Annotated in this window: 15 protein-coding genes; 13 read left to right on the top strand and 2 right to left on the bottom strand. The window is 73.2% G+C overall.

Annotated features, from left to right (window positions below; all coding sequences use genetic code 11):
- Positions 1 to 295 precede the first annotated feature (295 nt).
- Genes GV126_RS35025 through GV126_RS34970 form a run of 12 tightly spaced genes read left to right on the top strand, consistent with a single transcriptional unit; the run spans position 296 to position 11,651 of the window.
- Complete coding sequence (locus GV126_RS35025; protein ID WP_159675416.1) at positions 296 to 1,783, top strand: aldehyde dehydrogenase family protein; 1,488 nt, start codon at positions 296 to 298, stop codon at positions 1,781 to 1,783.
- Between the two features lie 22 nt (positions 1,784 to 1,805).
- Entirely contained in the window at positions 1,806 to 2,753 is a 948-nt protein-coding gene (locus GV126_RS35020) for a VOC family protein (RefSeq protein ID WP_159675414.1), read from the top strand.
- The gene (locus GV126_RS35015; RefSeq protein WP_159675412.1) at positions 2,750 to 3,553 is read left to right on the top strand and encodes an aspartate dehydrogenase domain-containing protein; all 804 of its coding nucleotides are present in this window, start codon (positions 2,750 to 2,752) and stop codon (positions 3,551 to 3,553) included. Before GV126_RS35020 ends, GV126_RS35015 begins: the two co-directional genes overlap by 4 nt.
- Positions 3,550 to 4,359, top strand: a complete 810-nt coding sequence (locus GV126_RS35010; protein WP_159675410.1) for an alpha/beta fold hydrolase — start codon at positions 3,550 to 3,552, stop codon at positions 4,357 to 4,359. The genes GV126_RS35015 and GV126_RS35010 overlap by 4 nt, the downstream gene beginning before the upstream one ends.
- A gap of 6 nt (positions 4,360 to 4,365) precedes the next feature.
- On the top strand, positions 4,366 to 4,887 hold the full coding sequence (locus tag GV126_RS35005; protein WP_159675408.1) for a cupin domain-containing protein: 522 nt from the start codon (positions 4,366 to 4,368) through the stop codon (positions 4,885 to 4,887).
- Complete coding sequence (locus tag GV126_RS35000; protein WP_159675406.1) at positions 4,880 to 5,629, top strand: SDR family oxidoreductase; 750 nt, start codon at positions 4,880 to 4,882, stop codon at positions 5,627 to 5,629. The genes GV126_RS35005 and GV126_RS35000 overlap by 8 nt, the downstream gene beginning before the upstream one ends.
- 41 nt (positions 5,630 to 5,670) lie before the next feature.
- Positions 5,671 to 6,462 (top strand): SDR family oxidoreductase, encoded by a 792-nt coding sequence (locus GV126_RS34995; protein WP_159675404.1) that lies wholly within the window; start codon positions 5,671 to 5,673, stop codon positions 6,460 to 6,462.
- 11 nt (positions 6,463 to 6,473) lie between these two features.
- The gene (locus GV126_RS34990; protein WP_159675402.1) at positions 6,474 to 8,111 is read left to right on the top strand and encodes a thiamine pyrophosphate-binding protein; all 1,638 of its coding nucleotides are present in this window, start codon (positions 6,474 to 6,476) and stop codon (positions 8,109 to 8,111) included.
- Positions 8,112 to 8,121: 10 nt separating this feature from the next.
- A complete protein-coding gene (locus tag GV126_RS34985; protein ID WP_159675400.1) occupies positions 8,122 to 9,072 on the top strand; it encodes a PDR/VanB family oxidoreductase in 951 nt (316 codons plus the stop codon).
- 23 nt (positions 9,073 to 9,095) lie between these two features.
- Positions 9,096 to 9,323 (top strand): recombinase-like helix-turn-helix domain-containing protein, encoded by a 228-nt coding sequence (locus tag GV126_RS34980; RefSeq protein WP_159675398.1) that lies wholly within the window; start codon positions 9,096 to 9,098, stop codon positions 9,321 to 9,323.
- Position 9,324: 1 nt separating this feature from the next.
- Positions 9,325 to 10,356, top strand: coding sequence for a Rieske 2Fe-2S domain-containing protein (locus GV126_RS34975; RefSeq protein ID WP_159675396.1), 1,032 nt, complete (start codon positions 9,325 to 9,327; stop codon positions 10,354 to 10,356).
- A complete protein-coding gene (locus tag GV126_RS34970) occupies positions 10,353 to 11,651 on the top strand; it encodes an MFS transporter (protein WP_159675394.1) in 1,299 nt (432 codons plus the stop codon). The genes GV126_RS34975 and GV126_RS34970 overlap by 4 nt, the downstream gene beginning before the upstream one ends.
- On the opposite strand, the gene GV126_RS34965 is transcribed toward GV126_RS34970, so the two are convergent.
- Both GV126_RS34965 and GV126_RS34960 read right to left on the bottom strand, forming a co-directional pair.
- Positions 11,564 to 12,115 carry a MarR family winged helix-turn-helix transcriptional regulator gene (locus tag GV126_RS34965; RefSeq protein ID WP_159675392.1) on the bottom strand — a complete coding sequence of 184 codons (552 nt, stop codon included), beginning with the start codon at positions 12,113 to 12,115 and terminating at the stop codon, positions 11,564 to 11,566. The two genes, GV126_RS34970 and GV126_RS34965, sit on opposite strands and share 88 nt — an antisense overlap.
- Before the next feature lie 203 nt (positions 12,116 to 12,318).
- Positions 12,319 to 13,797 carry a glutamate-cysteine ligase family protein gene (locus GV126_RS34960; protein ID WP_159675390.1) on the bottom strand — a complete coding sequence of 493 codons (1,479 nt, stop codon included), beginning with the start codon at positions 13,795 to 13,797 and terminating at the stop codon, positions 12,319 to 12,321.
- A gap of 137 nt (positions 13,798 to 13,934) precedes the next feature.
- Here GV126_RS34960 and GV126_RS34955 point away from each other — a divergent pair, with 137 nt between their 5' ends.
- Positions 13,935 to 14,834: a DMT family transporter gene (locus GV126_RS34955; RefSeq protein ID WP_159675388.1), complete on the top strand. Its 900-nt coding sequence runs from the start codon at positions 13,935 to 13,937 to the stop codon at positions 14,832 to 14,834.
- Positions 14,835 to 15,067 lie beyond the last annotated feature (233 nt).

The raw sequence follows: 15,067 nt of genomic DNA, 5'->3' as shown, positions 1-15,067 counted from the left end.
GAGGGGGACGACGGTGGGGACGGGGTCCGGCCGGCGCCGGCGGATCGTGCTGCCGTCCCCGAGGGGACCGGCTCTTGAGTAAGGGCTCAATCTCTTAGCGCTTAGGTTCTACCTCTTGTGTGACGGGGGCCGTCAAGGGTTCGTCGTCAGGCAGGAGGAAAAAGTTGTCGGGCGCGACCCCTTGCGGGCCAGATATTTAAGCCCTTAGATTTCCAGCACTTCGCCATCGCGGCTCGGCCAGGAGCCGGCCGCCCGCGGAGGTCTCCCCGTACCACCCCTGTCCGGAGGTTTCGCCATGCCGCGCATCCCAGCCGACGAGATCCTCATCGCGGGCCGGTTCCGGCGCGGCGCGGGCGCGCCGATCCGGACCGTGAACCCGGCCGACGGCACCGTGATCACCACCGTCCACGCCGCCTCGCCCGCCGACGTCGACGAAGCGGCCCGCGCCGCCGCCGACGCCGCGGCCGCGCCCGCCTGGCGCGATCTGCTGCCCCATCAGCGCGCCCGTGTCCTCACCCGCATCGCCGACCTGATCGAGGAACACGCCGCCGAGCTGTCGGCGTTGCAGACCGCCGACACCGGCAAGACCCTCACCGAGACCCGCGCGCTCGCCCTCAGCGCCGCCGGCACCTTCCGTTACACGGCCGCCGCGCTGGAGACCGCCGAGGACGCCCTCACCCCCGCCCGCGGCCCCTACGTCACCATGAGCGTGCACGAGCCGATCGGCGTCGTCGGCGCGATCAACCCGTGGAACTCGCCGATCGCCCCCGACGCGCAGAAGGTCGCCCCGGCCCTCGCCGGCGGCAACGCGGTCCTGCTCAAACCCGCCGAGTGGACGCCGCTGGTTTCCCTCGACTTCGGCCGCCTGGTCCACCAGGCGTTCACCGAGGCGGGGCTGCCGACCGCGCTGCTGTCCGTGCTGCCCGGCAAGGGCAGTGTCGTCGGCGACGCCATCGTCACCCATCCCCTCGTGCGGCGCATCGGCTTCACCGGCGGCACCGCCACCGGCCGCTCCATCGCCCGGGCCGCCGCCGACAAACTCGTGCCCGCCTCACTCGAACTCGGCGGCAAGTCCCCGACGATCGTCCGGGAGGACGCCGACGTCGAACAGGCCCTCGCGGGCGTCATGTTCGGCATCTTCTCCTCCAGCGGCCAGTCCTGCATCGCCGGTTCGCGGCTCTTCGTCCACCGCTCGCTGTACGAATCCTTCCTCGGTGAACTGATCGAGCGGGTGCGGAAACTGCGCGTGGGGCCGGGCACCGATCCCGCCACCCAGGTGGCGCCGCTCGTGCACCACCGGCACCGCGACGCGGTCGCCGCCTACGTGGACCTCGCCCGCGCCGAGGGCGGCCGCGTCCTGTGCGGCGGCGCGGTCCCCGACGGCCCGTCCTACGCCGCCGGCGCCTACTACCTGCCGACCGTCATCGACGGCCTGCCCAACTCCGCCCGCGTGTGCCAGGAGGAGATCTTCGGCCCGGTCCTCGTGGCCCTGCCCTACGCCGACGAGGACGACCTCGTGAGGCAGGCCAACGCCAGCGTGTACGGGCTGGCCTGCGGCATCTGGACCCGCGACGCCCGCGCCGCCTGGCGGCCGGCCCGCCGTATCGACGCCGGCACCGTCTGGATCAACACCTACAAGCAGTTCTCCATCTCCACCCCGTTCGGCGGAATGAAGGACAGCGGCCTCGGCACCGAGAAGGGCCGCGACCTCATCCGCGCCTACCAGCGGCAGAAGTCCCTGTACTGGGGCACCGACACCACCCCCCTGCCCTGGGCCGACTGACGCACCCCCGGAGACCCACACCATGACACACCCCCCTCGTCCGCCGATCGCCCGCCTGCGCGCCCTGCGCTCGGTGGAACTGCTCACCCCGCACTTCGCCGAGGCCACCGACTTCTACGAGGAGGTGTGGGGACTGGAGGTCGTCGAGGCCGAGCACAGCGCGAGCTGGCTGCGCGGCACCGGCGAGGAACACCACGCCCTGCAGCTCACCCGCGCCGACCGGATCGGCCTCGGACGGCTCGCCTTCGCCGTCGCCACCCCCGCCGAGATCGACGAGGCGGCCCGCCGCCTCCAGGCGCGGGGCATCACCCCGGTCACCGGACCCGGACCGCTCGACCAGGTGGGCGGCGGCTACGGGCTGCGGTTCCACGACATCGACGGCCGGCTGATCGAACTGTCCGCCGAGACCTGGGCGGTCGCGGCCCGCGGACGCGACGCCGCCGTGCCGGTCGGTGTCACCCACGCCGTGCTCAACACCCCCGACATCGACGCCTCGGTGGCCTTCTACCGGGACGTGCTCGGCATGCGGGTCTCGGACTGGTCCGAGCACCAGATGGCGTTCCTGCGCTGCAACACCGACCACCACTGCATCGCCTTCAACCAGGCGCCCTGGGTGTCCCTCAACCACGTGGCGTACGAGATGAGTTCCGTCGACCACTTCATGCGCGGCCTCGGCCGCCTGCGCCACCACGGCATCACTCCGCAGTGGGGGCCCGGACGGCACGGGCCCGGCAACAACACCTTCTCCTACTTCACCGACCCCACCGGCCTGGTGTGCGAGTACACCTCCGAGGTCGCCCAGGTCGTCGAGGACACCTGGATCTGCAAGGTGTGGCGGCGCACCCCCGAACTGTCGGACGTGTGGGGCACCGCCGGGCCGCCGTCCAAGCTGATCCGCGCCCACATGGCGGGCACCCCCGACGGCAGCCCCGTCGCCTGGCCCCTCGACGCCGAAGGAGTCCCCGCATGAGCAGCCCCACCCCGCGCCGCGTCGGCCTGATCGGCTGGGGCGCCATCGGCCGCGTCGTCGGCGGCGCCCTCGCCGCGGGCGAGATCCCCGGCGCCGAGCTGGTGTGCGTGGTCGACAACCGGCCCCTCGGGGACTCCGCGCCCGTCCCGCAGTACACCGTCGAGCAGGCCCTGGACCACTGCGACCTGATCGTGGAGGCCGCCGGGCAGGGCGTCGTGCGCGAGTGGGGCGAGGCGATCCTCGCCTCCGGCACCGACCTGCTCGTCGCCTCCACCGGCGCCCTCACCGACGACGACCTCGCCAAGCGGCTGCTGCACACCGGACCCGGCCGCGTCTACTTCACCGGCGGCGCCGTCGGCGGCCTCGACCTGCTGCAGGCCGTACGCGCCATGGGCCCCCTGGACACCGTGCGCCTGACCACCACCAAGCTGCCCTCCACCCTCGAACAGCCCTGGATGGACGAGGAGTTGCTGGCCCGGATGCGGTCGGCCGGCGGGCCGGTGGAGGTGATGGCGGGCACCGCCCGGGACGTCCCGGCGAAGTTCCCCAAGTCGACCAACGTGGCCGCCTCCGTGGCCCTCGCCGTCGGTGACCCCGACGCGGTGCGCGTCCGCGTCGTCGCCGACCCGGCGGCCCGGCACACCTCCCACGTGATCGAGGCGAGCGGCGCGCACGGCTCCTACCGCTTCGAGGTACGCCACCTGCCCGACGCCGCCAACCCCGCGACCAGCCAGGTCGTCCCGTACGCGGTGCTGCGCTCGCTCGCCGCGCTCGCCGGCCGGACGGGGCAGATCCTGTGAGCGCCTACGACATCGGCGGCCTCCACCTGGAGGAAGCAGGCGAGGGCGGCCCCTTGCTGCTGTGCCTCCACGGCATCGGCTCCTCCGCCGCCGCCTTCACCCCCCAGCTCGCGGCCCTGAGCACACACTTCCGGGTCGTCGCCTGGGACGCCCCCGGATATGCCGAGTCCGCCGACCCGGACGGGCCGCTGACGATGGACGACTACGCCGACGCCGCCGCCGACGTCATCCGCGCGCGCGGCGGCAGCGCCCACGTCCTCGGCGTCTCCTGGGGCGGCGTCATCGCCCTGCGGCTCGCCGTACGCCACCCGGACCTCGTGGAGTCCCTGATGGTCTGCGGCTCCACACCCGGCTCCGGCACCGACCCGGACAAGGCCGCCGGGATGCGCGCCCGCGCCGCCGAACTGGCCCGGACCGGCCCCGAGGCGTTCGCTGCGGCCCGCGGCCCGCGCCTGGTGTCCGCCGACGCGCCCGCCGAGCTGGTCGAACGCGTCACCGCCACCATGGCCGCCGCGATCCGCCTGCCCGGCTACGGCTACGCCGCCGAGGCCATGGCCGCCACCGACCTGCGCGGGGAACTTGACCGCGTCACCGCGCCCACCCTCGTCCTGTGCGGCGACAAGGACCGGATCACCGGTCCCGACAGCTCACAGGTCTTGGCCGGCGGTCTGCACCGGACCGCGTACGTGATCGTCAAGGACGCCGGTCACCTGGCCAACCAGGAACAGCCCGAGCGTGTCAACGCCTGGCTGCTGTCCCACCTGCACATCGCCACCGACCACCGCACCACCCACGACAAGGACTGACACACCATGCCTTTGACCACCACCGAGTACGACAACGGCGGCGACCTCGCCAAGTACACCGACTCCCTGATCGCCACCAAGGACTCCCGCGAGCCCGACTGGAACACCCTCGCCTTCCAGGAGAAGGCCGGCCCGCAGTACCGGCGGGCGCAGATCCGCTACGTCGGCTCCGGCGCCACCGGCAACCACGAGAACGACAACCGGATCATCCCCTCCGGCGGCTTCACCTTCTCCAACATGCTGCTGCCGCCCGGCGCCGAGGGCCCCGCGCACACCCACCACGACGTGGAGGAGGCGTTCTTCGTCCTGGAGGGCAAGGTGCGCGTCGGCATCCACCGCGGCCCCGACGAGGTGGAGTACCGCACCCTCGGCTACCGCGACATGATCGTGGTGCCGGCCGGTGTCACCCGCTCGCTGAAGAACGAGGGCGACACCGACGCGCTGTTCTGCGTGATCATCGGCACGCAGAAGCCGCAGGTGCCGACCTACCCCGAATACTCGCCGCTGCACGGCGTCACCCGTGACTGAGACGTCCGCCGGGCGCACCGTCGTCGTGACGGGGGCGGGCCGTGGCCTGGGGGAGGCCATGGCCCGCCGGGCGGCGGCGGACGGGTTCCGGGTCGTGGTCGCCGAGCTGAACGCCGCGTGGGGGGAGCGGACCGCCGAGGCGATCCGCGCGGCGGGCGGCGAAGCGGACTTTGTACCGCTGGACGTCGCCGACCCCGCCTCGGTCGCCGCGCTCGCCGGCCGGCTGGCCGCCCGCGGACCGGTGTACGGCCGGGTCAACAACGCGGCCCGGGCCAACGGGGTGGGCGGCAAGGAGTTCCAGGACATCGACGTCGAGGTGTGGGACCGGCTCATGGCCGTCAACGCCCGCGGGCCCTGGCTCGTCGCCAAACACCTGCTGCCGCTGATGTCCCGCCCCGGCCGGATCGTCAACCTCGCCTCCGACGCCGCCCTGTACGGCTCGCCGCGCCTGGCCCACTACATCGCCTCCAAGGGCGCGGTCATCGCCCTGACCCGGGGCATGGCCCGTGAGCTGGGGGAGCGGGGCATCACCGTCAACGCCGTCGCCCCCGGCCTCACCGAGGTCGAGGCCACCGAGACCGTCCCGGCCGAGCGCCACGCGCTGTACGCCACGAACCGGGCGATCTCCCGGCCGCAGCAGCCCGAGGACCTCCTGGGCCTGGTCTCCTTCCTGCTCGGCGAGGAGTCCCGCTACCTGACCGGACAGGTGATCGCCGTCAACGGCGGATTCACCATGCACTGACCCCCACCCGCACCACTGGATCTGTCAGCAAGGAGTACGTCATGGATCTCGGCCTCGCCGACCGCACGGTACTGGTCACCGGAGGCAGTTCCGGCGTCGGCCTGGCCACGGTCCGCGCCCTGCTCGGCGAAGGCGCCCGCGTCGCCACCTGCGGGCGTGACGGCGACCGTCTCGCCAAGGCCGCCGCCCGGCTCGGCGCCGGAGGCGACCGGCTGTTCACCGGTGTCTGCGACGTCCGCGACGCCGACGCGGTGCGCCGCTTCACCGACGCCGCCGCCGCCCACTTCGGCGGCCGCCTCGACGGCCTGGTCAACAACGCGGGCCAGTCCCGCATGAAACGCCTGGACGACACCACCGCCGAGGACTGGCGCGACGAACTGGAGCTGAAGTTCGCCGGCGTGCTCAACCCCCTTGCCGCGACCAGGGGTTACTTGCGCGCCTCGGACGCCGCCTCGATCGTCAACATCAACGCGGTGCTCGCCAAGCAGCCCGAGACCCGGCTGATCACCACCAGCGCCGCCCGCGCCGGCATCCTCAACCTCTCCACGTCCCTCGCCCGGGAACTCGCCGCCGAGGGCATCCGCGTCAACTCCGTCTGCCTCGGCCTGATCGACACCGGTCAGTGGACCCGCCGGCACGCCGCCGCGGACAGCGGCCTGACCTATGAGGAGTGGCAGGCCGAACTGGCCGCCGCCCGCGGCATCGCGCTGGGCCGCCTCGGCCGCGCCGAGGAGGTCGCCTACGCCGTCGTCGCGCTGCTCTCCCCGCGCGCCTCCTACATCCCCGGAACCAGCATCGACGTCTGCGGCGGAGTCGGCCGCGGCATCCTCTGAGGAGCCTTGCCATGCACCACGGGCAGTACGACAACGGAGGCGATCTCCTCGTCGCCCATCTGAAGTCCCTCGGCATCGACACCGTCTTCGGCATCGTCTCGGTGCACAACCTGCCGCTCGTCGAGGCGGTCGACCGCGAACTGCGGTTCGTGCCGGTGCGCCACGAGGCCACCGCCGTCAACGCTGCCGACGGCTACGGCCGGGCCCGCGGCTCCATCGGCTGCGCCCTGACCTCCACCGGCACCGGCGCCGGCAACGCGGCCGGCTCCCTCATCGAGTCCCTGTCGGCGGGGACGGCCGTCCTGCACGTCACCGGCCAGGTGGACTCCGCCCACCTGGGCAGCGGGCGCGGCTTCATCCACGAGACCAAGGACCAGCTGGGCATGCTCAGGGCCGTCTCGGCGCACGCGGCCACCGTCACCTCCGCGCGCGACGCAGGGCGGCTGCTGCGCGAGGCGACGGCCGCCGCGCTCCCCGCGCCCGGCGGCCCCGCCAGCATCGAGTGGCCCATCGACCTGCAGTACGCCGCCCAGCACGACGACGGCGCACCGGTCCCGGCCGCCACCGCGCCGGTGCCCGACCCCGCGGTCCTCGCCGTCGCCCGCGCGCTGCTGGCCTCCGCCCGGCGCCCGCTGATCTGGGCGGGCGGCGGCGCCACCACCGCCCGCGCGCAGCTGCTCGCCCTGCTGGAGGCCACCGGCGCCGGCCTGCTCACCTCCAACTCCGGCCGCGGCAGCGTCCCCGAGGACCACCCGCTGGTCATCGGCAACTTCGCCACCACCCCACCCGTCCGCGCCCTGCTCGCCGACGCCGACGTCCTCCTCACCATCGGCACCCACTTCCGCTCCAACGAGACCGCCGACTACACGCTGAAGCTGCCCGCCGCGCACATTCAGATCGACCTCGATGCGGCCGCGCTCGGCCGGGCGTACCCGGTGCGCCACGCGCTGCACGGCGACGCCGCCGCCGTCCTGCCCGTGCTGGCCGAGGGCGCCGTACGCGCCGACGCCGACTGGTCGGCCCGCGTCAGGGCCGTCCGCGAGGACGTCCGCGCCGCCCTGCACGAGGGCATCGGCCCCCAGGCCGCCGTGTGCGACGCGCTCGCCGCCGCCCTGCCGCGCGGCGCCGTCGTCGCCCGCGACGTCACCATCCCCTCCTCGTCCTGGGGCAACCGGCTCCTGCCGATCCACGACCCGCGCGCCAACGTCTTCCCGCGCGGCGGCGGCATCGGCCAGGGCCTCGGCATGGGCATCGGCGCCGCGCTCGCCCGGCCCGACGAGCCGACCGTCGTCATCGCCGGCGACGGCGGGCTCGCCGTCCACCTCGGCGAACTGCTCACCGTCGCCCAGGAACGCCCCCGCCTGACCCTCGTCGTCTTCAACGACGGCGGGTACGGGGTGCTGCGCAACATGCAGGACAAGTACAGCGAACGCCGCTCCGGCGTGGACCTGTTCACCCCCGACTTCGCCCCACTGGCCGCCGCCTGCGCCCTGCCGTACGCGCGCATCGCGGCCGAGTCGGACGCCGCACCGGTCCTGCGGGCCGCCCTCGCCTCCGACGGCCCGACCCTCGTCGAGGTCGACCTCGACGCGCTCGGCCCGATGAAGCACCCCTTCACCCCGCCCGTCTCGATCCCCACCACCGCGTAGGGAGGCCACCATGACCGCCGACCGCGAGCACGAACTCGACCTTCTCGTCCGCCGTATGACCTGGGAGGCGGACGGCGTCCTCTCCGTCGACCTGGTCCACCCCGACGGCAAGCCGCTGCCCGCCTGGGCCCCGGGCGCCCACATCGACCTGCACGTGGGCGGCCACGTCCGCCAGTACAGCCTGTGCGGCGACCCCGCCGACGCCACCACCTACCGCCTGGGCATCCTCGACGAGCCGTCCTCGCGCGGCGGTTCACGGCACGTGCACACCAAGCTGCGCCCCGGCCAGCGCGTCCGCGCCCTCGGTCCGCGCAACCACTTCGCCCTGGAGCCCGCCCCCTTCTACGTCTTCCTCGCCGGCGGCATCGGCATCACCCCGATCCTGGCCATGGCCCGCCAGGCCGACCGGGACGGCGTTCCCTACCGGCTCGTGCACGGCGGCAGGTCCCGCGCCACCATGGCGTTCGGCGCCGAACTGGCCGCGCTGACCGGCGGCGAGGTCACTGTCGTACCCCAGGACGAGCAGGGCCACATCGACCTGGCGGCCGCCCTGCGGGACCTGCCGGACGACGCCCTGGTCTACTGCTGCGGCCCCGAGCCGCTGCTCCAGGCCGCCGAAGCGGCCTGCCCTCCCGGTCGGCTGCGTGTCGAACGGTTCGCCGCGCCGGCGGCCGTCGCACGCGACGGCGACGACACCGCCTTCGAGGTCGAGTGCCGCACCTCGGGTGTGACCCTGACCGTCGACGCCGGCACCTCCATCCTCCAAGCCGCCGAGAACGCGGGCCTGACCGTCACCTCCTCCTGCCGCGACGGCATCTGCGGCTCCTGCGAGACCCGCGTCCTTTCCGGCACCCCCGACCACCGCGACCACCTGCTCAGCGAGGCCGAGCGCGCCGCCGGCGAGACGATGATGATCTGCGTCTCCCGGTGCGCCTCCGACCGCCTCGTCCTGGACCTGTGACCCGTACGGAGAGCGAGAGATCCATGACCACCGCCACCTGGCCGTACCTCGACCCGCACCAGAGCCGGGACCACGAACCCACCCCGTACGAGCTGAAGCTCGCCCGCACCCTGGAGGAGATCTTCACGAACGACGGCCATGAACTGGCCGACGTCGTGGCCGGGCTCAACGCCCGCCAGGTCCACACCCCCGGCGGCGAGCCGTGGACCGAGGACACCTTCCGCGCCGAGATGCACCGCCTGGGAGCCTGACATGACCCTCACCACCCGTGACAGTGCCGAGCACATCTACGCCCACGGCCTGCGCAACCAGTGGCACCCCGTGGTGCCCTCCCGCTTCGTCGAGCCCGGCGGCCTGCGCAAGGTCACCGCGCTCGGCGAGAACTGGCTGCTGTTCCGCCGGGCCGACGGCACCCTGTCGATGCTCGCCGACCGCTGCCCGCACCGCGGTGCCCCCCTCTCCCTCGGCAAGCACCTCGGCGACCGCGTCGCCTGCTGGTACCACGGCGTCGAGGTCGACGGCGACGGCACCGTCACCTCCGTGCCCGGCCTGCCCGGCTGCAACCTGGAGGGCAAGCGGCTCGTCACCCCCCTGCCGGGGCGCGAGGTCGGCGGCGCGATCCTCGCCTATTTCGGCGACGAGGAGCCCCCCGAGCCGGTCGACCTGACCCTGCCCGAACCGCTCACGGACCCCGACGTCTCCGCGATCCTGTGCTACGCCGAGTGGAACGTGCCGTGGCGCTTCGCCATGGAGAACCTGCTCGACCCGATGCACGGCGCGTTCCTGCACCACGAGTCGCACACCATGTACGACGGCGACACCACGGCCAAGTTCCGCATCCGCGAGACCGACCGGGGCTACTTCTTCGAGAAGACCGGCCAGCGCGGCGTCAACTTCGACTGGGTCGAGCTGTGCCGCCCCGGCGTCGACTGGGTGGACCTGTCCATCCCGTACCCGCCGTCGGCCGGCCCGGGCGGCCCGTTCGGCATCGTCGGCATGGCCTGCCCGGTGGACGCCGGGCGCACCGGGGTCTTCTTCTGGCGCTACCGCAACGTCTCCGGCTGGCAGCGCGACACCTGGCACTTCCTGTACAGGACCCTCATCGAGGAGCGCCACTGGGAGGTGCTGGAGCAGGACCGGGTGATGCTGGAGGCCATGCCCGCCGACGCCGATCAGCAGGAGAACCTCTACCAGCACGACCTGGGCGTGGTCCGGCTGCGCCGCCTGTACCAGGCGCAGGCCCGGCAGCAGTCCAAGGCGGCCACGGCGGACCCGGTCGCATGACGGGGGCAGCCGCCGTACGGCGGTGGCCGGGCGTCCTGAGCCTGCTGGTGATCGTCCTGATCAGCTACGTGGACCGGGTGAACGTCTCCGTGCTCGTCACGGACAAGGCGTTCACCGACCACTTCGGCATCACCGGGGACACCGTCGCCCAGGGCGCCCTGACCACCCTGTTCCTGGCCGGCTACGGCATCGCCGCCTTCTTCCTGACGCCGCTGTACGAGACGGTGCTCGGGGTGCGGCGCGGCCTGTTCGTCAGCGTCGGCCTGTGGGCGCTGCTGACCGTCGTCTCCCCGTACGCCTCCGGCGCGCTCGTGCTGGTGGTGTGCCGGGCGCTGCTGGGGGCGAGCGAGGGCCCGCTGTTCTCGCTGAAGACGATGTACGTGCGCGAGCACTTCCCGCCCGAGCGGGCGGGAAAGCCCAACGCGGTCAGTTCCATGGGCGTCTCGCTGGGCACGGCGGCCGGGCTGCCGATGGTCACCTACCTCGTCTACCGCTTCGACTGGCACGCGTCCTTCCTGCTGCTCGGCCTGCTGAACGCGGCCGTCGGCATTCCTCTGGTGTGGCTGTTCATCCGGGGACGCGGGGCGCGGGCGGGGCAGCGGACGTCGTTCCGGCGCACGCTCGGGCTCGCCCTGCGCACCCCGCGCCTGGGGGTGATCCTGCTCATCGAGGTCGCCACCCTCGCCTACCTGTGGGGCTCGACGGCCTGGCTGCCCTCGTACCTGCTGCGCGAGCGGCACTTCTCCATCGCCGCGATGGGCGCGGTGTCGTCGCTGCCGTTCCTGATGAGCCTGGCCTCCGGCTTCCTGGGCGGCTGGCTGCTGGACCGGCTGCCGGCCCGGCGCCTGCCCGTGCTGTTCGTGGCCGGCTCCCTGGGCACCGCCTGCTGCGTGGTCTTCGTCATCGGCGCGGACGCGGCCTGGGCGGCGGCGGCCGGACTGATCCTGGCCAACGGCTTCTGGGGACTGCAGGGACCGGCGATCCCGACCCTGGTCCAGCACAGCGCGCCGGCCGGGTCGGTGGGCAGCGCCTACGGGACCGTCAACGGCGTCGGCAACCTCGTCTCGGCGCTCATGCCCACGGCGATGGGCTGGGCGATCGCGGCGGGCGGCGGCAACGGCTTCGGCGCCGGGTTCGGGCTGCTGGCCGGGACACAGCTGGTGACGCTGGCGTGCGGCACCTGGCTGCTGCTGCGCCCGGCCGGCGCTCAGGTCGCCGCCTCGTCGTCCTCCGGCCCGGCCTCGTCGGACTCGACGATGGAGTACTCCAGTTTGGACAGCAACCGGGCCAGCTGACGGCGCTCGGCGGGCGAGAGCCCGCCGAGCATCCGCCGTTCGTTCTCCAGGTGCTCGGCGAACACCTCGTCGACCTTGCGCAGCCCGGCGTCGGTCAGACGCGAGTAGACGACGCGCCGGTCCTCGGCGTCGCGCTCGCGCACCAGCAGTCCCTCCTTCTCCAGCCGGTCCAGGCGCAACGTGACGCCCGCCGAGGAGATGAGCCCGGAGGCCGCCAGCTGTCCGGCGGTGAGCCGGTACGGCGCCCCGGCGCGGCGCAGCGCCGTCAGCACGTCGAAGCCGGCGACGGACAGGCCGTGCCGCTCGATCTGCGAGGTGAGCCGCGAGTGGTACTGCAGATACGCGCGGTGCAGCCGGGCCAGCACCTCCAGGGGCGCGGTGTCCAGACCGGGCCGCTCGCGCGCCCAGTCCTCGACGATCCCCGCCACGGCGTCCGGTCGCCGCACCGCCCTGCGCTGAGTCATGTCATCCCCTCGCGGCTCGTTCCGTCGCGAGGCGCGGGCTTTCGCGCCCGCGCACCCGCCGGAAATCTTAGCCCTGAAAGATGCGAGGGGGTGCGCCACGGGTGCCCGGACGCCGCCGGGGCGGACGCGGTGCCCGGTGAAGGGTGAACTTCGCGCCGTCACCCTCCGGTTGGGCAGGCCGCAGCGCGGGCGGCCGGTCCGGGTCAGTCGACCGGCCAGGTGTGCACGGGGGCGTTGAGGTGCATGTAGTCGACGTACAGCTGTGTCATGCGCCGCAGGGCCTCGTGGCGGCCCGCCCGGGCGGTGGCGTCGATGCGGTGGAACATCTCCTTCTGCCACACCGCCCCGTTGCGCGCGGTGACGCACCGCTGCTCGATGACGCCGAGCAGCGGCTCCCGCCAGGCCGCGTCCATGCCCGAGCGTTCCAGCCCCTGGTGGGCCAGCGGCAGCAGGCGGCGCAGGACCAGCTCGGGCACCGGCACCTCGCCCGTCCCGGGCCAGTACAGCCGTGCCTCGATGCCCTGCCGGGCCGCCGTGTGCAGGTTGTCCTCGGCGGCCCGGAAGGACATCCTCGACCACACCGGCCGGTCCTCCTCCACCAGGGCGCGGGTCAGGCCGTAGTAGAAGGCGCCGTTGGCGAGGATGTCGGCGACGGTCGGACCGGCGGGCAGCACGCGGTTCTCCACCCTCAGGTGGGGCTTGTCCTGGGCCACCGCGTACACGGGGCGGTTCCAGCGGTAGATGGTGCCGTTGTGGAGGGTCAGCTCGGCCAGTTCGGGGACGTCCCCGCGGTCCAGCGTCTCCACCGGGTCCTGCTCGTCGCACAGCGGCAGCAGCGCGGGGAAGTACCGCAGGTTCTCCTCGAACAGGTCGAAGACGCTGTTGATCCACCCCTCACCGAACCACACCCGCGGCCGCACCCCCTGCACCTTGATCTCCTGCGGCCGGGTGTCGGTGGCCTGCTCGAACAGCGGGATCCGGGTCTCGTGCCAGAGCTCCTTGCCGAACAGGAACGGCGAGTTGGCCGCCAGCGCGACCTGGACGCCCGCGATGGCCTGCGCCGCGTTCCAGTACCCGGCGAACTCCTCCGGGGAGACCTGCAGGTGGAACTGGGTGCTGGTGCACGCGGCCTCCGGTGTGATCGTGTCCGCGTAGGTGCGCAGCCGGTCGGCGCCGTCGATGTCGATGCGCAGGTCCTCGCCGCGCGCGGCGAAGACCTGGTCGTTGAGCAGCCGGTAGCGCGGGTTCTCCGACAGCGCCGCCCCGCCGACGTCCTCCTGGCGCAGGGTCGGCAGGATGCCGATCATGATCAGATGTGCGCCGACCGTCGCGGCGCGGCTCTCCGCGTGGTTCAGCGCGTCGCGGATCTCCGCCTCCCAGGCGTCGGGGCCGCCGGCCGTCAGGCGGCGCGGCGGGATGTTGATCTCCAGGTTGAACCGCCCCAGCTCCGTCGACCAGGCCGGATCCGCGATCGCCTCCAGCACGTCGACGTTGCGCATCGCCGGCTCCGCCCGGTCATCGCCCAGGTTCAGCTCGATCTCCAGCCCCACCTGGGGCCGCTCGGACTCGAACCGGGACGCGCGCAGCATCTCGGCGAAGGCGTCGAGGCACCTGTGCATCTTGATCCGGTACCGGCGGCGGTCCTCGCGGGTGAAGACCAGCGCCGGGACGTCCCGTCCCATCGGCCCTCCCGGCCTGCCGTCCTCGGACACGCGTGCACTCCCAGCGTCGCATCCGCGGGCGGGTCGGACCAGACGGGAGGGCGGCGCCCGACGTGTCGCCCGCACACGGCGCGGGCCCACCGGCCAAGGATGGGCCCATGAGAATCGTCCTGCCGACGCTGTTCGCCCTGCTGGCCGCCCTGAGCAATGCGCTGGCCACCGTGTTGCAGCGCCGCGCCGCGCTGACCGTGCCGCAGGCCCGGGGCTTCCGGCCCGGGCTCGTTCTCGACCTGCTCCGCCGGCCCCTCTGGCTGGCCGGGGTGCTGACCGTCATCGCCGCCGGGGTGTGGCAGGCGATCGCGCTGGCGACCGGCCCGCTCTCCCTCGTCCAGCCGCTGTTCGTGCTGGAGCTGCCGCTGGCCCTGGTGCTGGCGTCGCTGTGGCAGCACCGCCGGCCCTCCGGCGCGCTGCTGCTGAAACTGCTCGCCGTCGTCGCCGGGCTGGCCCTGGCGCTGCTGTCCGCCGCCCCCTCCGGCAATCGCACGCACGTGGAACTCGATCGATGGCTGCCCGTCCTGGCCGTCGGCGCGGGCGCCGTCGTCGCGCTGACCGCGGTGGGGTCGACCAGGCCCACGGGCAGGGCACGGGCGGCCTGTCTCGGCGCGGCCACGGCCATCTGCTTCGCGCTGACGGCCGGGCTGATGAAGACGGCCGTGCACATCCTCGCCGAGGGCGGCATCGGCGCGTTCCTCACCTCGTGGCAGACGTACGCCTTCGGTGCCTGCGGTGTGGGCGCCATGCTGCTGCTGGAGCACGCCCTGCAGGGCGGCCCGCTGATCGCCTCCCAGCCCGCGCTGACCCTCGGCGACGCCGTGGTGAGCTTCCTGCTCGGTGTGCTCGTCTACGAGGAGCACGTGCGGGCCGGCTGGTGGCTGCTGCCGCTGCTCGTGGGCATCGCGCTGGTCTGCGGGGGGATCTTCGCGCTGGCCCGGAGCGAGGCCGGTGCGGAGCAGCCGTCCGACGGTGCTGCGGGGGTCTCGGGAGGGTCTGAGATGTGATGCCACCCATAGGAGGCAGATCACGTCCTACCCGGGATCGTAGACACCCGCCCCGCCTGAGCAGCACACCCCCCACCCGATCCACGCATTCGGGACATTTCTCCGTACGCGGGTAGTACGTCACACCTTTGCACCCCACCGAGCCCGCCGCTAACCATGGCTGACGTCGCCACGAGCACGGCACCGGCCGAACGCACCACCCCGGCCCCCGGCTCACGAACGCGACACGGGGC

The organism is Streptomyces mexicanus (assembly GCF_902506575.1).
Classification (GTDB): Bacteria; Actinomycetota; Actinomycetes; order Streptomycetales; family Streptomycetaceae; genus Streptomyces; species Streptomyces mexicanus.
This window is presented reverse-complemented; position numbering and strand designations above follow the sequence as displayed.

Bases quoted from the DNA above. Each gene is read 5' to 3' on its own strand.
- GV126_RS34965 (WP_159675392.1), bottom strand. From the start codon at position 12,115: ATGACTCAGCGCAGGGCGGTGCGGCGACCGGACGCCGTGGCGGGGATC.
- GV126_RS34980 (WP_159675398.1), top strand. From the start codon at position 9,096: ATGACCACCGCCACCTGGCCGTACCTCGACCCGCACCAGAGCCGGGAC.
- GV126_RS34975 (WP_159675396.1), top strand. From the start codon at position 9,325: ATGACCCTCACCACCCGTGACAGTGCCGAGCACATCTACGCCCACGGC.
- GV126_RS34990 (WP_159675402.1), top strand. From the start codon at position 6,474: ATGCACCACGGGCAGTACGACAACGGAGGCGATCTCCTCGTCGCCCAT.
- GV126_RS34970 (WP_159675394.1), top strand. From the start codon at position 10,353: ATGACGGGGGCAGCCGCCGTACGGCGGTGGCCGGGCGTCCTGAGCCTG.
- GV126_RS34960 (WP_159675390.1), bottom strand. From the start codon at position 13,797: ATGGGACGGGACGTCCCGGCGCTGGTCTTCACCCGCGAGGACCGCCGC.
- GV126_RS35025 (WP_159675416.1), top strand. From the start codon at position 296: ATGCCGCGCATCCCAGCCGACGAGATCCTCATCGCGGGCCGGTTCCGG.
- GV126_RS35020 (WP_159675414.1), top strand. From the start codon at position 1,806: ATGACACACCCCCCTCGTCCGCCGATCGCCCGCCTGCGCGCCCTGCGC.
- GV126_RS34985 (WP_159675400.1), top strand. From the start codon at position 8,122: ATGACCGCCGACCGCGAGCACGAACTCGACCTTCTCGTCCGCCGTATG.
- GV126_RS35005 (WP_159675408.1), top strand. From the start codon at position 4,366: ATGCCTTTGACCACCACCGAGTACGACAACGGCGGCGACCTCGCCAAG.
- GV126_RS35015 (WP_159675412.1), top strand. From the start codon at position 2,750: ATGAGCAGCCCCACCCCGCGCCGCGTCGGCCTGATCGGCTGGGGCGCC.
- GV126_RS34955 (WP_159675388.1), top strand. From the start codon at position 13,935: ATGAGAATCGTCCTGCCGACGCTGTTCGCCCTGCTGGCCGCCCTGAGC.
- GV126_RS34995 (WP_159675404.1), top strand. From the start codon at position 5,671: ATGGATCTCGGCCTCGCCGACCGCACGGTACTGGTCACCGGAGGCAGT.